This window comes from Paenibacillus glycanilyticus (assembly GCF_051200795.1).
GTDB lineage: Bacteria > Bacillota > Bacilli > Paenibacillales > Paenibacillaceae > Pristimantibacillus > Pristimantibacillus glycanilyticus.
In genome coordinates this window covers 5790306-5809758 of record NZ_CP195155.1, presented here as the reverse complement: position 1 = coordinate 5809758, position 19453 = coordinate 5790306, and the positions used below count along the sequence as shown (strand labels likewise).

Below are 19453 nucleotides of genomic sequence, written 5' to 3'. Positions count from 1 at the left end.
TTTTCGGTTAGATGATTTCCGCGTTGACGGAGTCGGGATCCTTTACGATATGCTGGCGGACATGCTGGATCATCTTTTTCATGCGGACGGCTTCGGCACTGGACGGGTCGAGCTTTTTTAAATGGGCGGTAAGCGGGAAGACCTTAAAGGCGCTTCGGCCTCCCGTTTTGCTGATTCGCGTCCAGGTTGGGATAAAGTCAACCTTCTTAATGCGAATCGTGCCGTCATCAAGCTTGCGCACCTGGAGCTGAGTAATGAGTCCGGTTAAAGTATGGTCGTTGTAATAGAGGCGGGTCGAAATGATATTGCCGAGGGAATAAATGGCGAATCTGCGGATACCCGATCCGCTTTTGTAGAAGACGGCTGGCTGAATGGTATGCGAGTGGGCGCCGAGTATAATGTCAGCGCCGTTTTTGAATAATAATTGCACCATATCCTTTTGCTTTTGAACCGGGTAATTCGAGTATTCTCTGCCCATATGCAGGCATACGATAGTCAGATCGACGTTTTTGGCTTTAAGCCGTTTCAGGTCGGAGACCATTTTGGCCGGATTGATCAGGTCAACCGCCCATTTATGGTCCGAGGGAACCGGTATTTTATTCGTGGTTTTCGTATAAGCAAGGAAGCCGATCTTGATGCCTTTGACTTCTTTCACGACTAGACTTTGCGATTCATTCTGCGTCCGGTAAGTTCCGGTATGGGCAATCCCCTTGGCATCCAAAATTCTGAGCGTACGCTTCAGACCGTTAATGCCGTTGTCCATGCAATGATTATTGGCTGTCGAGACAAAGTCAAAGCCAAGATTTTTTAAGGTATCGGCAAAAGCATCCGGGCAGTTGAACATAGGCCAGTTCGTACGCGGATGGCGTTTCACCACACTGTAAGCGTCCTCGGAGGTTTTACCCGCAAATACGGTTTCCAGGTTGCCGATGGTAAGATCGGCATTACGCAGATAAGGGGCGATCGGTTCGAACAGATGGTCGAAGGAATAGCCTTTTTCTCCTTTGCAGGAGTTAATAATACGCGTCTTCATCAGGAAATCCCCGACTGCGGCTATCGTTATTTCCGTACTCATGATTCATCTCCGTTTATTGGGTTTTTGACAGCAGGCTGCGGGCATATTGAAAATGCGTATGCAGGCATTGCTCCCAAGCTTTGAGTCCATACAGCTGCCGCATAATTTTTTTTCCCGGCTTGATGTTGATTTCAAGCAGCCACAGCTTGCCGTGGACATCAACCGCGAGGTCAATGCCAAGCTCGCAAAGGCGGGCGCCATAGGATTTTTCCGTAAACGTCGGAATATATTCCGCGAGTTCGCGGACGGATTTGGCGAGCGCTTCGCCCTTCTCGTCGCCAAACTCTTTTTTTAGATAGGAGCTTGCTTCAAAGGCATGGCCGCCGCTCTTCAGATTGGACGTAATCCGTCCGCGCTGCGCTTCCCGCACGGCAATCCCCGTTGTCTCCCAGTTCCCTTCGCTTTTCTTCAGCATCAACGCGCGAATGTCGTAAATAATTCCTTGCTTGTTCCGGATATCGATCCACTGCTGCATGATTTGGCGTTCCTTGCTCAGCGCGCGTCTAATTAACGAACGTATACCCACAGCGCTCGTTAATCGCGTTTGCTCGCTGTTTTTTTGCACTTTGTACTGTCCTTGCTCCAGCGTGACGCGTACGATATCTCTGCCGCCCCAGCCGTTAATCGGCTTCAGCATGACGCTATTATACTTTTTCACAAAGGCTAAAAAGCTGCTAGAGTCCTTCACCAGTTCAGTAGGAAGAAGATACGGCTTCAGAACGGGGGAAGTGAGCAGATGGTTCTGGATCCGGATTTTGTTACCGATGCCGTAGCCGGTAAAAGGGAATGAAGGTGCTTTTTTGACCAGAGTGGCTCTGGCGACTTGCGATCCTTTGTAAAATCCGATATCCATGTTCATCCGGGGAAAAGGCATGGTTTGCCTGCTCCATGTTCCGCCTTTATATACATAGCCTGTTATTCTTCGGGTTGTCAGGTTCACATCTTTAGGGGTGTAAACGAGAATGCCGCTGAACTTCTCGGCGAGGGCTGATTTGGCATGTCTAGCAAAGCTTCCCGCATGGCCGATTCGGTGGGTCATGATTCCTAAGATGTCGCTCATCTTTGTTTCTCCTGTCCTGTGGCCTTAAGCTGTAGTCGGAACTGTGTATTATCATATGAAGCATGATATTTGTCCGGCATGGGATAAACGCCTATTCCTCAAGGGGGAGGCGTCTGATGAAGGTACTTTTTGCGGGGGGGAGGAATAGTATGGAGCAAGCGATTAGCCTCATGCAGAAGGACATGTAACTGCTGTACATCAATGGAGGAGATTCCACCATGAAAGGCTATATGATTAAATATCCGGGGCGCAAATGGTTAAAGCATGTAGCACTGTCGGGTGAAGAAGAGCTCCGTGATTACTTGCCGGATACGGAGCAATTTACGCCAAAGGGTTTTATCAGCATGATTGACCGTTACCCCGTCCTGTTCGTGAAGCCGGATCTTGGCATGAAGGGACAGGGCGTCATGAAGGTTTATTATAAGGATGGCCGAATCGTCATTCGGACGGAGGACAGCCGTTATTCATTCCAATCCGCGAAATTCGCGGCCATCAAGCTGAAGCAGTTGATCGGTACCAAGCGGTATCTCATGCAGCAGGGAATCGATCTGATTCAGATTAACGGGAACCCCATAGATTTTCGCATCCTTTTGCATTTGCGCCGGGACGATACGTGGAAGTTTTTTGGCGTTATGGGCAAGATGGCGGCGCCTAACCGGTTCGTGACGAATCATAGCAGCGGGGGGAAAGCGATCCGGCTGCATCAGGCGCTTGGCCTTACGAGGCAGGAATGCGAGCCGTGGGAGACGAAGCTTCGGGATATGGCGTTTAAGGTTGCGCGCGGGATGAAAAAGCATTTTCCCCTCATTACCGAGCTTGGACTGGACATCGCAATCGATACCGAGCACCGCGTCTGGCTGCTTGAGGCCAATACGAAACCGCAGTTCCAGCTGTTCCGCTATCATTCCAATCCCAAGCTGTACGCCCAGATCGCCTCATCGGTGAAGCATATTAGAGGAGAGGGGTAGGGGGAGTGGGTTGCTTTGGGGGCAAGCTAGGGGAGTCGGAGAGACTATAAGAAGCTCTTTAATTAGTACGCGTGTCTACGCTTATCTCGGAGTGCCCCTCTTCTGTTTGTCGGCTCTAAAAATGTTCAGAGTCACTATTAAGAATGCAAAAACTGGTATATAATGGGGTATAAATAGCGTGTGAAGCACACCGCTCTTTTCCGTTGCTGACGGAAGGGGGCGGTTATTTTATTTTCTGGGGAGGATTTGTATGTTCGAGGCCCATTACAAGGAGTGGCTGGCAGAGCAGCTGAAGGCAGGCAGCAGTGAGAGACAAAGGAAACTTAAAGAGCATGGACACGCGGAGAAGTTATTCTTGGAGCAAGTGTGGTGGCCGGCAATCGGACGGACGGAGTATTTGCATGGCGAGTATGAGGTGAGCGACTTTAAGGATGGGGTTAGATTTCTGGACTTCGCCTACCTTCGTCATCCGCATAAGATAGCCATCGAGATTGACGGTTATGGACCGCATTGCCGGGATATCGACCGCCGGGGCTTCGCTGACCGCTTGCAAAGGCAGAATCATTTGGTGCTGGATGGCTGGAACGTGCTGCGTTTCTCGTTCGACGACGTGAAGGAGCGTCCGCGGCAATGCCAGCAGTTGCTGCAGCAGCTGCTAGGGAAGCTGTACAGTCAGGAAGCAGGCCAGGAGATTACGCTGCATCAAAGGGAGATTATTCGGATTGTATCTTATCAACTAGATCCCGTATCGCCGGTGGAGGTGAGCAAGGCATTGGGGATTAGCACGCAGTTTGCGCGGAAGCTTATGCTGGATCTGGTAGATAAGCAGTATTTGATGTCAGCCTCCCATGGCGAACGCGTGCGTTATTATCGCCTTGGGAAGCGTAAGGCTTGAGCGCTAGAGCAAGCGGCGGGTCTTAACGATGTGCGACATAGTTAAGGCTGTCGCGACAGCCACGTGAAAAAGCCGATTTCACCCGCAAAACGGGGTGGAATCGGCTTCTTAACGATGTGCGACATCGTTAAGATGGTCGCGATTGCCGGAAACGAGCAGCTTAACGATGCAGCAGATCGTTAAGCTGCGTGAAAAAGCCGATTTCACCCGCAAAACGGGTTGGAATCGGCTTCTTAGCGATGTGCGACATCGTTAAGGCTGTCGTGACAGCCGCAAACGAGGGGCTTAACGATGCAGCAGATCGTTAAGCCACGTGAAAAAGCCGATTTCACCCGCAAAACGGGTTGGAATCGGCTTCTTAGCGATGTGCGACATCGTTAAGGCTGTCGTGACAGCCGCAAACGAGGGGCTTAACGATGCAGCAGATCGTTAAGCCACGTGAAAAAGCCGATTTCACCCGCAAAACGGGTTGGAATCGGCTTCTTAGCGATGTGCGACATCGTTAAGGCTGTCGCCCCCGCCGGAAACGAGGAGCTTAACGATGCGGCAGATCGTTAAGCTCCCCCACGGAGGAGTGCATCGCCTCTGAAGAGCCTCCGACCGACCATGATCAGCCCGTTTTAACCTTCATATAGGTCGAATTGGGTCGAAAATTTTACTTTTGGTGAAATGTTAAAGTATGATGGATATATAAGAAGTTTTCGTGAGATTTTACCGTGGTATGGAGGGAATTCCCATTACGAACATGATGTTGAACGACGCAATGACGATGCTCAAGCTGACAAGCCGGACCTTTTACATTCCCATAAGCAAGCTGATACCGGAGTTGAAAGAAGCCGTGTCGTCCGCCTACCTGTGCATGAGAGCAATTGACGAGGTAGAAGACGACGAGAAGCTGCCGGCTCCGATTAAAAAAGAACTGCTGCTTGGAGCAGCGCAAGCGATGAAATCGCAAAATATCGAGGAATCGCTTCATCAAGTGTGGCAGCCTTACCGGGATAGGCTCCCGGAAGTTACGGTGAGGATGTCCGAATGGGCGCAGCTGTGTCCGGCAGGCATTGCGCCTACCGTATACAATTACATTACGATGATGGCTGAGCAGATGGCGGATTGGGTTGGAACCTCGTGGAATATCCGCACGGAAGAGGATCTGGACAAGTACACCTACAGCGTTGCCGGGATGGTAGGCGAAATGCTGTCCGATATCTGGCGCTGGTATGACGGAACGGAGACCGATCGCGTAAAAGCGGTTGCATTCGGCCGCGGCTTGCAAGCGGTTAACATTATGCGTAACCGGTCGGAGGATTTGGAACGCGGCGTTGACTTCTTTCCGGATGGCTGGGACCTGAAGGATATGCTGCGTTACACCCGGCGTAATCTGAAGCTGGCGGATGAGTATCTCGCGGATTTGAAAAAAGGTCCTGCGCGCACCTTCTGCCAAATCCCGTTGTCCCTCGCCCATGCAACCGTTAACCTTATTGCCGTCGGCGGCAATAAACTGACGCGGGACGCCGTGCTGAAGATCGTTAGCAAAATCAAGTAACTCCATACAAAAGAAAGTGCCCCACAGCACGGTGCTGTGGGGCTAAGTATTTATATTATTAAAAGGGGGGTTGAGTTCTATTATAGGCAATGTTCATTAAAGAAAGATGAACGTTACATTTCGAGTATGTTACAAATTTTAACCAAACAATTCCAATCGCTTAGGTGAGCCTATGCCCGCCGTCCACATGCTGGACGGTACCGGTAACAAACGAGTTTTGGAGCAGATAAAGCACGCATAACGCAACATCCGAAGCAGAGCCGATCCGCTTAGCGGGAAGCTTTCCGGCCACCGCATGATACAGCTGATTTCGCGCGTCCTCCGGCATTTTACTTCGGGAAGGCGTATCGATAATACCGGGAGAGACCACGTTGACCCGGATCGGGGCAAGCTCAAGCGCAAGCGTCTGTCCCAGATTCGAGACGGCTGCGTTAACCGCCCCCAAAGCCGCTGATCCCGCCATCGCTTTATAGGCTGCAACTCCCGAAAATAAAGTAATGGACCCTCCGTCGGCAAGCTTAGCCGCACCGTATTTGGCCGCATAGTATTGTCCCCAGAATTTATTCTCGAACAGCTCTCGGGAACGGGCCGATTCGGTCTGAAGGAAAGAACCGCCCGAGGTTTCGGCCGCGCTTACTACAAGATGATTCAGATCCCCAACCTTCTCGAAAAAAAGCTTCACTTGCTCCTCATCGGTTGTATCCAGCACGTAAGCGGATGCGGCAGGACCCAATTGATTGGCAGCCGCCTGAAGCTTAATCTCCGAACGGCTTGCAATAACCACTTCCGCTCCTTGCTCGATAACCTGCCGTGCCGTCTCCAGTCCTATCCCCGAGCTTCCCCCGATAATGGCAATTCTTTGACTCTGCAGCATGTTTGATTCCTCCCAATTTGAATGGATGAGCGCTTTGCTCTTGCAATGAGCACAGCATACCGCCAAAAATTCCGTTTGGGAAGTAGTGTTGTTTTATTCATATAGTTACCAGAAAGTAAGTATTGTGCGGGAACGAGGCTAACGGGTTTATTTTATTTTTCAGCCAGTGTAAGGCCAAACCGTTTCAATTCGATAAAAATCCCCTCCAGCTGCCTGCCCCTCTCCGTTAACGTATACTCCACTCTAGGCGGCACCTCCGGATATACCTTACGCCCGATAATCCCTTTTGCTTCGAGCTCTTTCAGTCTGAGCGACAGCGTCTTGGGGCTGATGCCTTCCATTCCTTTCAGCAGATCGCTGAAGCGTAACGTTCCCTCGATCAGCAGATCGCGGATAATAAGGAAGGTCCATTTGGTTCCTATGACGTCCAGCGCGGCTTCAATCGGACAAGGCTGGCCTGGTGTTCCTTTGTTTAATGCAACAGGTTCAATCACGTTGTCTCCATCCTTCCCTTGGCAAACTCTGTCTATTGCTCTCATAGTAGCATAATCGATCGCTCCGGAGGAGTAGATGTCCAAGCCGAATCGAGGGACACGCATACGATAAAAGGCAGGTAATCTAGCAGCGAAAGGAGAGAGTCGGGATGGCAGCAAAGGGGAAAGGCAACCGGGAAAACCAGGTATATTCAAACCGGGTCGTACGTTCGGAGTTCGATAAGAATTGGAGAAGTGTTATTACGGGAAGCGGGTATTTCGTCTATATTGCGAAGAGAAACAATGCCCAAGTCACGGTTTTGCTTACAACGGGCGCGGAAAAACTCATTACTTTCAACAAAGGCGGCAAGGTATTCGTAGGCTCCGGCGGCGTCAGTCATTATACAAAGCCGCATTGGGTGAAAAACCTATAGCGGACTAACCTCTTGGAGCCTGAGCGTTGCGGTTTCCAAGGGGTTATTTTTATAGTAAGATGGGTTTGTTAGGATTCGGATGCAGGGAGAGATAGAGTCATGAACGATTTGATGAAGACATTGCTTGCACAGGAAGAGGAGCTTCAATTCGATTCCTTCACCAATGAGGACGCGCTGCAATTAGGCAATATCGTGGTACAGCATGCGAAGGATGCAATCGGCAAAGGGATTGCCGTACATATCGAGAACGATGAGCATCCGCTGTATACCCACTACATGGCGGGTACTTCGAAGGACAATATTTATTGGGTGAATACGAAGAAAAATGTTGTGAACCATTTTGGCCACAGCTCTTTATATGTTGGCGAGATGTTCCGTGACCAAGGGACAACGTTCCCGGAAAGCTCGGGCTTGCCTCTGTCCGACTATCAAGGCGAAGGCGGATCGTTCCCGATTATCGTCCGCGGCCAAGGCAAAGTCGGCACGATTACCGTATCCGGTCTGACCGGCGAAGAAGACCATCAAGCGGCGGTAGACGGCATCCGCAAATTTTTGAAGAAGTAGCAGGCCGGTACAATGAATAGACACCTCCGTTTTAATCGTCCCGATTAGGTATGGAGGTGTTTTTATGTTTGCCTGCGGTTGAAAGGAGATAGTCCGGATGAGGGCGAAAGCTATTTTTCTTGATTTTTACGGGACGCTGGTGCATGAAGACGACGATATTTTACCGCCGATTTACGATCAGATCCGAGCAAGCATGGAGGCCTCTAGCGAGCCGGGCGAGATCGGTCAATATTGGTGGAAAACGCTGTCGGGCTTGTTTGATGCCAGCTTCGGCGATCGGTTTAAGCCGCAGCGGGAGCTGGGGCTTCTGTCTCTTGCCGAGACGCTGGCGCATTTCGGGTCGGATTGTTCGGCGGAGCAGCTGATCCGCGGGCAGTTTGATCACTGGATGAAGCCGGAATTGTATGAAGACACCCTGCCTTTTCTCTCGACATTCCGTCATCTTCCGACTTATATTTTATCCAATATCGATACGGCGGATATTGCGGCAGCGACTATGTTTCACGGGATAAAAGTAACGGACATCATTACCAGCGAGGATGTACGGGCTTATAAGCCGCGTCCGGAATTGTTCCTTGAGGGCATGAAGCGCTGCGGTCTAAAGCCTTCGGAGATTGTGCATATCGGTGACTCCTATAGCAGTGATGTTATCGGAGCAGGCAAGCTTGGGATTCAGACGATCTGGCTGAATCGGCTCCATAAACGGCAGCCGCAGGGGCCTGAGCCGGATTATGTTTGTCACGATTTAAAAGCGGCTGAAAGATGGCTGCTGCAGAGTAAGGAAGACGTAGCGAGATATTAAGCAGTTACAGGAGGATCAAGATGGACAAGCCGCTGACTGGCGTGGGTGCAACTTACGAGCATAGCAAGCTGCTCGTGGACAGCTACCGGAGATGGACGGGGCAGGAGTTGGTGCCCGTTGAGAATAGCAGGGAGAAAGGGCTGGAGGAGCTGCTGTTTACGGCTCCGAGAGTGATTTTGTCGCATGGGACGGAAAGCGATCCGGTGCTGAATTACGGTAACCGCATGGCACTGGAGCTGTGGGAGATGTCGTGGGAACAGCTTACGGGCACGCCTTCGCGGCTTACGGCAGAGCCGATGGAACGGGCGGAACGGGACCGGTTTTTTACGCAGGTGACGGCAAACGGTTATGTCGATAACTATACCGGTATCCGGATCTCCAGATCGGGACGGAGGTTCTATATCGTTAATGCTACGGTGTGGAATCTGGTGGATGAGCAGGGGATTTACAGAGGACAGGCGGCGACCTTCCTGGATTATAAGTACTTGTAGGGTTCTCTGCGCTGCAACCTTTAATTGTTAAGGCTTGTCCCGTTATTTATCTAGTTACAAGCTGCCGGAGAGAGATTTATACTAGGAAGAGATTAGCTGACAGGAGATGAGCCTAAGTCGTTATGTTAATTCAATCCGTTAATACGTCCAGCAAGGCTGTTGCTTTTACGTTTGATGATGGACCCAATCCGGTGTACACGCCGGAGCTGCTGGAGATTTTCGCTGAAGCCGGGGGAAAAGCAACCTTCTACATGATCGGCGAGCAAATCGCTGCTCATCCGGAGGTAGCGAGGCTTGTCCATGAGCAGGGGCATGAGATCGGCAACCATTCGTATACGCATCCCAATATGACCGAGCTGTCGGATGAGGAATTCGAAAGCGAGCTCTCGCGTACAGAGGAGCTTATCAAGCAAGTGACGGGAACGAGGGCTGCAACGATGCGTCTGCCTTATCTGGCAGGGGATGAGAGAGTGCAGGCGATTCTTGAACGCGAGGGGTATCCGTCTATTGGCGCTTTGAACATGGATGCGAAGGATTGGGATATGCCGGGCGTTGACCATATCCTCGAAACGACGCGCAGGGAAGTGCGCAATGGCAGCATCTTGATCTTCCACGACGGATTCGGCGACCGTTCGCAGTCGGTAGAAGCGGTGCGCGTGCTGACGAAGGAGCTGACGGCGAGCGGGTACCGGCTGGTAACCGTAAGCGAGCTGTTACGCTTGGCCGAGTAGAACAGCCCCGGAAGCTTAACGATGCGGGGCATCGTTAAGGCGGTAAAAAGGGCATAAACCGGGAAGCCTAGCGATGCGCGACAGCGTTAAGCATGTGAAAAACGCGCGAAAAAGCGTGTAAAGCGCCCGAATCGCGCAGCTTAACGATGCGAGACATCGTTAAGGCGGTTAAAAGGGCGTAAACCGGGAAGCCTAGCGATGCGCGACATCGTTAAGCATGTGAAAAACCTGCGAAGAGGCGAGTAAAGCGCCCGCGCCCGAATCGCGCAGCTTAACGATGCGCGACATCGTTAAGGCGGTAAAAAGGGCATAAGCGGGATGCTTAACGATGTGCGACATCGTTAAGCATGTGAAAAATGCGCGAAAAAGCGAGTAAAGCGCCCGAATCGGGCAGCTTAACGATGCGAGACATCGTTAAGGCGGTAAAAAGGGCGTAAACCGGGAGGCTTAACGATGTGCGACATCGTTAAGGCGGTTAAAAGGGCAATACCAGGGAAGCTTAACGATGCGAGACATCGTTAAGGCGGTTAGAAAGTCATAAGCAAGGCACCTTAACGATGCCGCGCTTCGTTAAGCACATAAAAGTCATGGCCCTGCGTTGAACAATCAGCGCAGGGCCATGACTTTTATTCGGTTGCAGGAGGACGTTTGCCGTTCTGCAGATCTTTTATCGAGTAGCCAAAGTCCATTTGAAGGTGGGGATAATCCTTGAAGCTTGTCCAGTCTCCGCCCCAGGCAAAGCCAAGCTTTTTGGCTGCCGAGACGACCTCCATCCAATCGGACTTGCCGTTGCCGTTGCCGTCGTATTCCATATCCCAGATCACATCGCCATCCGGCTTAACAAGCGCGAAATCTACCGCGAGGCCGTAGTTATGGTAAGATGCGCCGCCTTTGACATTGGTGACCACTTGCCCGGGTTCGGACCGGCCTTTCTTGTAGAGAGCGTTCTGCTCTTCACTTGAGCGGAAATCGTCGGTGATCATAATTTTGATACCCAGCTTGCCGGTCTGGGCAACAAGCTCATCTGCCTTCTCGGCAACAATCGGGTGAAGGCCGGCTATTGCCGTGCTTTTTGCCGGTGCCTGCTCCCGGGCAGGCGCAGGATGATCCTGAACGGATTGGATCCATCGCCAGCCCATCATGATAATCGCAACCAATACGAGCGAGGTCATAACCCGGCTTCGCTTCTGCTTCTGTTCCGGCCTGACATACGGCTGACCTATTCGGCCAACGGTCGTATTTTGCCGTGCCAAAGGTTCGGGCATTTCTTAACTTCTCCTCTCCAGCTGTCCTTTTCTCTCTCTTAATCTATGAATCTCTCTATTAGCATGCGCAAATATGTAAGCTCCTAAACACTCGGATTGTCTCATTGTAGCACAGTTCGACATTCGCTGGCCCCCGTCCGGGGTAGGGGAATGCGGCAGCCCGGGCATGTCCCGCCGGGTTTTCAACGGGCTTCCAAATTGATAAGGGGCATGTACAAAAGAGAGCCGCGATAGAAGTTCTCTCATAGGCACGCCCGCATAAGGCCTGCTCCGTTCGTTAAGCCACTTCCTCCGCAAAACGCACAAAAGGCCCATCGAAATGGGCCTTTTGCTTGCGGATTAAGCTTCGTATGCTGCCGGGATGATTCGTGCAGATAAGCTAGGGATTAATAAAATTTACCAAAGCCACAACCGCAAATAATGATCACCAACAGTATAAAAAGCACCAGGATGAAACCTGTAGAGTTAACACCACCAACGTAACCGGACATTCTACATGCACCTCCTTACGTCTTGAGTACTCTATAACTTATGACGGTTTGCTCCAAGGTGCGTGGGTGTTTGTTCCTGAGGCATTTGACCAATTATAAATGCAGCCCGATGACGCTTGTACCGGAAGTACGGCTGCACCGCCACCAAAAGCCGATTGCCATTTTCTTGCCGATGAACCCTCGCCGGAACTTTGTTACCATTAGAGAATCATGATCTAATCTATTATTCTTTAGGGGGACATTCTCTTGTTTACTGGCAAGTTTAAGAGATGGGTCGCGGGAGCTGCAGCATTGTCCTGCCTAATGGGAATCGTTCCAACCGTTGATGCAGCCAGCACGGACAAGCTGCCTTTTGACGATATTGCGAGCAGCTTTGCCAGGGACTCTATCATTCGCTTATATGACAAACAGATATTATCGGGTACTTCCGCTAGAACCTTTTCGCCCAAAAAAACCGTTACCCGGGCGGAATTCATTACGATTCTGGACCGCGTACTCGGGATCAAAACCGTTCACGGCGAGATCAATCCCTTTAAGGATATGAAGGCAAAGGACTGGTACTACGACGCGGTTACGGCTGCCGTCCAGATTGGCCTCGTGGATGGGACAAGCGCTCATACCTTCGAGCCGTCGAAGCCCGTTACAAGGCAGGAAGCGGCAATTATGCTGATTCGGGCATTCAAGCAATCCGGCGTATCCGGCGATACCTCGTATTTCGCCGACGCTGACAAGATCGCGGATTGGGCGGATAGGGCAGTTGGCGCGGCGCTTGAGCTTAACCTGATGGCCGGAGATGCTAAAGGTAATTTCAATCCCGCAGAAGGGATGACCAGACAGGAAACAGCCGCTGTCATCGACCGTGCCCTGCAAAATGCAAAGTGGGCTTCCGCTCTTGCGAAATCGCAGTACTCAACCCGCATCCAGCTTGGCTGGCAATACGGCCAGACGGCGGCCCAATACGAGCAGTCGGTTCTCCAAGCTAACGTTACGAGTTTATCCCCGCGCTGGTATTTCTTCGATCCGGCCGGAGCTGTGGCAGACTATACGGATCAGTCCCTCGTGAGCTGGGCAAGCAAAAACAAAAGACAAATTTGGGCGATGGTCGGCAACCGCTCGAATCAGGAAGTGACGCATCAGAATTTGTCCAATGCGACGTACCGCGGTAAAGTTGTCGATCAGCTTACCGGCTATGTGCAGAAGTACGGTTTGAAGGGGCTGAATATTGATTTCGAGAACGTCGCTCCCGCCGACCGTGCTTATATGACCGCTTTTGTCAGCGAGCTTAGCGCGAAGCTGCATAAGGTTGGCGCCGTTGTCTCTGTATGCGTATCGCCTGACCTTGGCAGCGACTGGACGGAAGGCTTCGATTATAAGGCGCTTGGCGCTTCGGCTGACTACATGGTGTTGATGGCTTACGACGAGCATTGGAGCACCAGTCCAATTGCGGGCTCAGTCGCCTCGCTGCCTTATGTGGATTATTCCATTGCCAAGATCCTGGAGGAAGTGCCCGCAAACAAGGTTATTCTGGCGCTGCCTTATTACAATCAAGAATGGGTCACGGATAAGACCGGTAAGGTAACGGCAACAGAATTGACGCTTATTGAGCAAAATAACATCGTGCACAACCGTTCGCTGCTCCCGGCATGGGATGCATCGGTTTCGCAATATACCGCATCGTATCAGCTTAATGGCCTTAAGCATCAGTTCTGGATCGAGGATGGACGTTCGCTTGTCGCCAAATATAAAAAGGCTATGGATTATAACCTGGCCGGCCTTGCCTATTGGTTCATGGGAGGAGCCAGCACCGATATTTACACCAGTCTAAGCAATGCTGAAAGGTTCTATGGGTTAAGCTTTAATTAGCTTATGGATTCATGCTCTTATTTATTTACTCGATTAACAATAAAAGAACGCTTCCCCGTACCATGCGGGGAGCGTTCTTTTTGTTCTGGCGCGATTTCATGATGGGTTCTTTACGTATTCCAGGAACATCCCTTTGAGGATGAGCAGCTGCGGCCTGGATTCGAGATCCGATTCAAAGAGCAGAATGTTGTTCTGAAGCGACAGCTGCCGCGAAAAATGGCCAAAGCTGTTCATGATCGTCGTAAGCGTCTCTTTGATCTGCAGATCCTGGCGGATCGAGCGATCCTCGATGCCGGACTGTACAATAGCCGCGAAATGCAACGAGATCCGCCGATGCAGGGCTACAAACGTCTCCATGTCCTCGACCGGCTTCTGGGAATGGGCAGCGTAGCTGTCGAAGTCGACCATAAATTTGGCGCTAGCGCGGTTATGCTCCTCGATAAGGAAGTCGAATAGCCGTTCCAGCTTGTCCAGACAAGACAGCGGCAGAGCGGCGGTTGCCATAAAGGCGTCATGAATCGGCTGCAGCAGCTTGGTTGCCACTGCAACGATCAGCTTTTCCTTCTTCGGAAAATACCGAAACAGCGTAGCGATGCCGATATTGGCCGCGTCCGCGATATGCTGCATGGTGGTTTTCTCAATGCCCCGGCGGATAAACTCTTGCTCGGCCGCCTCTAGAATCGCCAGCAGCCTCTGCTGTTTGCCGTCGCTCCGTTCTTTCTCGTACCGTTCTTTTGCATCCATTTGTCGTTACCTTTCATTGGCTAAGCAGCCATCAATTATATGGGTATTATAACGATGCCAACTCCTTCTAGGCAAGAAGCATTGCGCCTCGACGAACATGGTGATATAGTTTATATTATAGTGATATACACACTATCATTTTATTATTCGGGGAGAGATGATCCATGAGTCGTCTAGCAGATAAAGTAGCTATTATTACAGGCGCGGGAAGCGGCATGGGCCGTGAGGAAGCATTATTGTTCGCCCGCGAAGGCGCGAAGGTGGTAGCCACCGACATTAATGAAGCCGCGGTGCTTGCCGTTGTGAAGGAGATTGAGGCGGAAGGCGGCGTTGCAACGGCAATCGCGCACAATGTTGCGTCCGAGGAGCAGTGGATCAGCGTCGTTGCAGCGGCGGTAAAAGCCTATGGCCGAATCGATATTCTCGTTAACAATGCGGGTATTTCGTTCGCGGTCGGCATGCTGGATACAACAGTCGAGCAATGGGACAAGGTCATGAATATTAACCTGTCGAGCGTGTTTCTCGGGATGAAGCACGTTGTACCTCATATGCAGGAAAATAACGGCGGTTCGATTGTAAACATCTCTTCGATTGCCGGCATTACCGGGAGTCAAGGCGCTGGCGCTTATACGGCATCGAAGGGCGCTGTCCGCATGCTGAGCAAGGCTGCTGCCGTTGATTACGGCAAGGACAATATCCGCGTCAACTCCGTGCACCCGGGCTTTATCGAGACGCCAATGAGCAAGGAGTTCGTGGGCAACGAGCAAATGCTCGCCTGGTTCCTGTCCCAGACCGCATTGCCGCGCGTAGGACAAGCGGTTGAGGTTGCGAAGGCGGTCCTGTTCCTCGCGTCGGATGACGCATCGTACCTGACCGGCATCGAATTGCCTGTCGACGGCGGCGTGACGGCGAAGTAAAAGAACGGAAATGATAGCGGGCTTAACATTTCTCCCGCGAAGCTTGTCTAAGAACCACGCTGAAGGCGAATAACGCCCGGCGTGGTTCTTTTGCTTGAAGCTATTTTGTGCCATGATATGATTATGCTTACGGAGCAAGACGCTGAAAGGCGGCAGCAATTCTTTTGTATGGAGGTGACGGGGTGTATTCTGATATTCAATTCGCAAGCGACCGGCCGGTATCGATGCAGGTCAAGGATTATATGAAACGGCTGATGCTAACGGGCGCGCTGCAGGCGAATCAGAAACTTCCGTCGACGCGAGAGTTAAGCCTCTTGATGAATGTTGGCCGCAACACCATCGTGACCGCTTATGCGGATCTGGTGGATGAAGGATTCATATACGCCGTAAAAGGCAAAGGCAACTTCGTCGCGCAATCGGCGGGCGGCGTTGCGGCGGAAGAGGGCACCGGCAAACAGCTGGACTGGAGCGAGAGGATCAATGATCTGGCCCGCGCGGCGGAAGAGCATGATCTGATGAAGCATGGCATCCGCGCGAAGCGGGGGGCTATTTCTTTTACGAGCATCGCTCCGGACGAAAAGCTATTCGATCTGCAAAACGTGAAGCGCGCATTCCTCGACCGGATGTCGCTGGAAGGCAACATTATCCTGAATTACGGCTACGCCAAAGGGTATAAGCCCTTAATCGATTTCCTGATGCGTTACATGGAGAACAAAGGCGTCGATCTGGCGGGCAAGGATATGCTCATTACGAACGGTTTTACGGAAGGATTCGACCTTGTCCTGTCGGCGCTTGGGAAGCGCAGCGGACACGCGTTATGCGAGAACCCGACTCACCATACCGCAATTAAAAATTTAAAGATGCACCAATTCGCCATTACGGGCGTAGATATGGAGCCTGACGGCATTAGCCTAGAACAGCTGGAAGAGAAGCTTGGCGGGCAGGAATTCGACCTCGCTTATCTTGTTCCTTCGTACCATAACCCGACGGGGATCGTGATGTCCCACAAGAAACGGGCGGAAACGGTGCGTATGCTGAACGACCGCCGGATTCCGATTATCGAGGACGGCTTTAATGAAGAGCTTCGTTATTCAGGCGCTCATGTGGCTCCTCTGCTCGCTTACGGCGGCAACCGCAATAACGGAACGATTTATTTGGGCAGCTTCTCCAAAATTCTGTTCCCCGGCCTGCGCGTCGGATGGATTCTGGCGGATAAGGAGCTGATCGACTATCTGGAAAGCGTCAAACGCGCGCGCACCATTCATACGTCGACTCTTGATCAATCGCTGCTCTATCAATATCTTCATAATGGCAACTTCGAGAAATATCTGAAGCGTGCGAAGGCGGAATACAAGCGCAAATACGAACTGGCCGTGGAGAGCTGCAAGACGTATCTGCCGCTAAAAAGGCTGTCAGGCGACGGCGGACTTCATTTGTTCGTCGAATTCGGAGAGAGCTTCTCCACCAGGGAGCTGCTGCAGGCCTGCACGGAGCAGGGCGTACTGTTTACGCCCGGCGATATTTTCTACACGGACGGCGGCGGCCGCCATGCGATGCGGCTTGGCTTCTCCCGCGTCTCAGACGAGAATATCGTCATAGGGATCCAAAGGATCGGGGACGCTGCGAAAGCTATGCTCGGGAAGTAATTTGCAGGGAGCAAAGCATATGCTTTCGAAGTAATTTTGCTCGTGAATTTAATATTTGAATCATTCTGTACTCACAAAATTTTCAGGAGGCTTATTAACAACATGATGAAAATCGGCGTTATTATGGGCGGCATTTCGTCCGAGAGAGAAATTTCTTTATTGACGGGGCAAGAAATGATCGCGAATCTGGATCGCGGCAAATACGAAGTTGTGCCGATCGAGATTAACACGAAACGCGACTTGATTGATAAAACGGCCGGTATCGACTTCGCGCTACTCGCCCTTCACGGCAAATACGGCGAAGACGGTACGGTGCAAGGCACGCTGGAATCGCTTGGCATTCCTTACTCGGGCTGCGGCGTGTTGTCGAGCAGCGTAAGCATGGATAAAGAGTTGGCTAAAAAGCTTATCCGTTTCGACGGCATCCTGACAGCCGATTGGATTAACGTCGCCAGCATGGAGGAGCTTGCCGCGGCCAACGTGGAGCGCCTTGGCCTGCCGGTTGTCGTGAAGCCGAATTCGGGCGGCTCGAGCATCGCTACGCGTCTGGTTAAAACGCAGGAGGGGATCGAGGAAGCGGTAGCGGAAGCGTTGAAGTGGGATGACTCCGTTATGATCGAGCAGTTCGTAGGCGGGGAAGAAATCACATGCGCCGTCCTGAACGGCAAGCTGCTTCCAATCGTATCGATTAAAGCCAACTCGGAGTTTTTCGATTTCGACTCCAAGTACCAGGACGGCGGAGCGACGGAAGAAGTGATCGAATTGCCGGCCGACGTGCAAGCCCGCGTCGAAGCGTCTGCGCTTGGCTGCTACAAGTCGTTGAAGTGCAGCGTGTATGCGCGTATTGACATGATTATCGCAAACGGTGTTCCGTACGTTCTGGAAGCGAACACGCTGCCGGGTCTGACGAAGAACAGCTTGCTGCCTAAGGCGGCCAAAGCGGCTGGTATCAAGTTCAACGAGCTGCTTGACTACATCATCGATTATTCTCTTGAGGAACGCAAAGAGAAATAATCGGCCAGGGAGAGGATTAACCATGTTGACGACGAGCACATGGGTGACGCCGCTAGTCCGCGATTTGCCCCCCTCGGGCATTCGCAAGTTTTTTAACGCGGCTGAGGGAAACAAGGAAATCATATCGCTGGGGGTCGGAGAACCCGATTTCGCAACGCCTAAGGCGGCCAGAGAAGCCTGCATCCGGGCGCTTGAGCGGGGCCGGACGATGTATACGCCTAACGAAGGCCTTATGGAGCTTCGGGAGGAGATTGCAGCGTACTTGGACAAAAGCTTTGGAGTCCGCTACGAACCGGCCAAGGAAGTGCTGGTTACGGTAGGCGGCAGCGAAGCGATTGATCTGGCAATGCGGGCGCTTCTCGAGCCCGGCGATGAGATGATTATTCCGGTACCCGGTTATATTGCTTACGCGCCGATCTGCAAGCTGAACGGAGGGGTGCCGGTTGAACTGGAGATGACGGCCGCCCAGTCGTTCAAGCTTACGGCAGATGCGCTCAGGCAGGCGATAACTCCCCGTTCCAAGGTGCTCTTCGTCAACTTCCCTAGCAATCCGACCGGAGCGGTTATGTCCTACGAGGATTGGCTGCCGATTACGAAGCTTGTGGAAGAGCATAACCTCATCGTATTGTCCGATGAGATCTATGCGGAGCTGACTTACGAAGGCAAGCATGTCAGCTTCGCGTCCCTGCCGGGGATGAAGGAGCGGACGGTGGTCATCAGCGGCTTCTCCAAAGCTTTTGCCATGACTGGAATGCGGGTCGGCTACGCTTGCGGCGGTCAGGAGCTGATCGCGGCGATGACCAAGATCCATCAATATACCGCCCTCTGCGCGCCGATTGTTGGCCAGGTTGCCGCGATCGAATGCCTGCGCAGCTGCATGGAGGATAAAGACGAGATGGTAGAGGCGTTTAACCAGCGGCGGCGGATGTTCGTCAAAGGCTTAAGCGAGCTGGGGCTCACATGCCGGGATCCGCAAGGAGCGTTTTACGCTTTCCCGTCCATCGCTGCGACCGGGCTCGGCTCGGAGCAATTCGCTACGCGGCTGCTGCAGGAAGCGAAGGTAGCGGCAGTGCCCGGCTCGGTATTCGGCCGGGGCGGCGAGGGCTTTATCCGCTGCTCTTACGCTTCCTCGACTTCGAATCTATCGGAAGCTCTGGAGCGCATCGGCCGCTGGATGCGGACGGCGATGTAAAGTGTAGCCTCGGGGCTGTCTCTTGAGCGGCAGGCTGGCAATAGGCCAGCCTGCCGCTTTTGCGTAGCTGCTTAGGTGCACGATGATGCTGTAAGGGGATGCAGTATGCTGGACTGGAAATGGGTATACCCTGTGCTGGGCGTGTATGCTGCACGAAATGCAGCATACACGCCCGATATCGCGCTCCGGTGGTGCACCGTTTCATTGCATGCGTCTGAGCTGGCGTCTCGGGAATGCAGAATGCAAACCAGTGAAGCCCCAGAGTGCCATATCCTGCACAGAATGCAGCATATACGCCCGATATGGTGCTCCGGAGCATCGTATGCTGCACGGAATGCAGTATACTAGGCCCGGTTTGGCTCATTTAGGCTGTTTCGGACGGAATATCCTGCATATCGTGCAGTATAATCG

Annotated in this window: 19 protein-coding genes; 13 read left to right on the top strand and 6 right to left on the bottom strand. The window is 52.2% G+C overall.

The genetic code is table 11. The features are described from left to right. Positions 1–7 precede the first annotated feature (7 nt). A complete protein-coding gene (locus tag ACR9FF_RS26140) occupies positions 8–1075 on the bottom strand; it encodes a CapA family protein (RefSeq protein ID WP_127499078.1) in 1068 nt (355 codons plus the stop codon). A 13-nt stretch (positions 1076–1088) separates the two neighbouring features. After that, positions 1089–2135 carry a YheC/YheD family protein gene (locus tag ACR9FF_RS26135; RefSeq protein WP_435166427.1) on the bottom strand — a complete coding sequence of 349 codons (1047 nt, stop codon included), beginning with the start codon at positions 2133–2135 and terminating at the stop codon, positions 1089–1091. Between the two features lie 218 nt (positions 2136–2353). On the opposite strand from ACR9FF_RS26135, the gene ACR9FF_RS26130 reads away from it, so the two are divergent. The 3 genes from ACR9FF_RS26130 (at position 2354) to ACR9FF_RS26120 (ending at position 5541) form a co-directional block, all read left to right on the top strand. Further along, complete coding sequence (locus tag ACR9FF_RS26130) at positions 2354–3103, top strand: YheC/YheD family protein (protein ID WP_127499074.1); 750 nt, start codon at positions 2354–2356, stop codon at positions 3101–3103. A 250-nt stretch (positions 3104–3353) separates the two neighbouring features. Beyond that, positions 3354–3998, top strand: coding sequence for a DNA-binding response regulator (locus ACR9FF_RS26125; RefSeq protein WP_435166424.1), 645 nt, complete (start codon positions 3354–3356; stop codon positions 3996–3998). A gap of 721 nt (positions 3999–4719) precedes the next feature. Further along, positions 4720–5541: a squalene/phytoene synthase family protein gene (locus ACR9FF_RS26120; protein WP_435172220.1), complete on the top strand. Its 822-nt coding sequence runs from the start codon at positions 4720–4722 to the stop codon at positions 5539–5541. 160 nt (positions 5542–5701) lie between these two features. Here ACR9FF_RS26120 and ACR9FF_RS26115 read toward each other — a convergent pair whose 3' ends face one another. Then, positions 5702–6415 carry an SDR family oxidoreductase gene (locus ACR9FF_RS26115; RefSeq protein ID WP_435166421.1) on the bottom strand — a complete coding sequence of 238 codons (714 nt, stop codon included), beginning with the start codon at positions 6413–6415 and terminating at the stop codon, positions 5702–5704. A 152-nt stretch (positions 6416–6567) separates the two neighbouring features. After that, positions 6568–6954, bottom strand: coding sequence for a winged helix-turn-helix transcriptional regulator (locus tag ACR9FF_RS26110; protein ID WP_435166418.1), 387 nt, complete (start codon positions 6952–6954; stop codon positions 6568–6570). 104 nt (positions 6955–7058) lie between these two features. On the opposite strand from ACR9FF_RS26110, the gene ACR9FF_RS26105 reads away from it, so the two are divergent. From ACR9FF_RS26105 to ACR9FF_RS26085, 5 genes are all read left to right on the top strand, one after another. Further along, positions 7059–7322 carry a hypothetical protein gene (locus ACR9FF_RS26105; RefSeq protein WP_127499504.1) on the top strand — a complete coding sequence of 88 codons (264 nt, stop codon included), beginning with the start codon at positions 7059–7061 and terminating at the stop codon, positions 7320–7322. A 99-nt stretch (positions 7323–7421) separates the two neighbouring features. Then, positions 7422–7886: a heme-degrading domain-containing protein gene (locus tag ACR9FF_RS26100; protein WP_127499502.1), complete on the top strand. Its 465-nt coding sequence runs from the start codon at positions 7422–7424 to the stop codon at positions 7884–7886. A gap of 97 nt (positions 7887–7983) precedes the next feature. Next, entirely contained in the window at positions 7984–8688 is a 705-nt protein-coding gene (locus ACR9FF_RS26095) for an HAD family hydrolase (protein WP_435166414.1), read from the top strand. 20 nt (positions 8689–8708) lie between these two features. After that, positions 8709–9179, top strand: coding sequence for an MEKHLA domain-containing protein (locus tag ACR9FF_RS26090; protein ID WP_317982385.1), 471 nt, complete (start codon positions 8709–8711; stop codon positions 9177–9179). Positions 9180–9301: 122 nt separating this feature from the next. Continuing rightward, positions 9302–9910, top strand: coding sequence for a polysaccharide deacetylase family protein (locus ACR9FF_RS26085; protein ID WP_127499495.1), 609 nt, complete (start codon positions 9302–9304; stop codon positions 9908–9910). A 626-nt stretch (positions 9911–10536) separates the two neighbouring features. Here ACR9FF_RS26085 and ACR9FF_RS26080 read toward each other — a convergent pair. Then, positions 10537–11175: a M15 family metallopeptidase gene (locus ACR9FF_RS26080; RefSeq protein WP_435166410.1), complete on the bottom strand. Its 639-nt coding sequence runs from the start codon at positions 11173–11175 to the stop codon at positions 10537–10539. A gap of 737 nt (positions 11176–11912) precedes the next feature. On the opposite strand from ACR9FF_RS26080, the gene ACR9FF_RS26075 reads away from it, so the two are divergent. Next, complete coding sequence (locus tag ACR9FF_RS26075) at positions 11913–13529, top strand: S-layer homology domain-containing protein (protein ID WP_435166407.1); 1617 nt, start codon at positions 11913–11915, stop codon at positions 13527–13529. A 96-nt stretch (positions 13530–13625) separates the two neighbouring features. On the opposite strand, the gene ACR9FF_RS26070 is transcribed toward ACR9FF_RS26075, so the two are convergent. Then, positions 13626–14273: a TetR/AcrR family transcriptional regulator gene (locus ACR9FF_RS26070; protein WP_435166404.1), complete on the bottom strand. Its 648-nt coding sequence runs from the start codon at positions 14271–14273 to the stop codon at positions 13626–13628. A gap of 164 nt (positions 14274–14437) precedes the next feature. Here ACR9FF_RS26070 and ACR9FF_RS26065 point away from each other — a divergent pair, with 164 nt between their 5' ends. The 4 genes from ACR9FF_RS26065 (at position 14438) to ACR9FF_RS26050 (ending at position 19042) form a co-directional block, all read left to right on the top strand. Next, positions 14438–15190 carry an SDR family NAD(P)-dependent oxidoreductase gene (locus ACR9FF_RS26065; RefSeq protein WP_435166401.1) on the top strand — a complete coding sequence of 251 codons (753 nt, stop codon included), beginning with the start codon at positions 14438–14440 and terminating at the stop codon, positions 15188–15190. Positions 15191–15372: 182 nt separating this feature from the next. Next, entirely contained in the window at positions 15373–16836 is a 1464-nt protein-coding gene (locus ACR9FF_RS26060; protein WP_435166398.1) for a PLP-dependent aminotransferase family protein, read from the top strand. 105 nt (positions 16837–16941) lie between these two features. After that, complete coding sequence (locus tag ACR9FF_RS26055) at positions 16942–17850, top strand: D-alanine--D-alanine ligase (RefSeq protein ID WP_127495440.1); 909 nt, start codon at positions 16942–16944, stop codon at positions 17848–17850. A gap of 22 nt (positions 17851–17872) precedes the next feature. Beyond that, positions 17873–19042, top strand: coding sequence for an aminotransferase class I/II-fold pyridoxal phosphate-dependent enzyme (locus ACR9FF_RS26050; RefSeq protein WP_435166395.1), 1170 nt, complete (start codon positions 17873–17875; stop codon positions 19040–19042). The last annotated feature ends 411 nt before the right edge of the window (positions 19043–19453 follow it).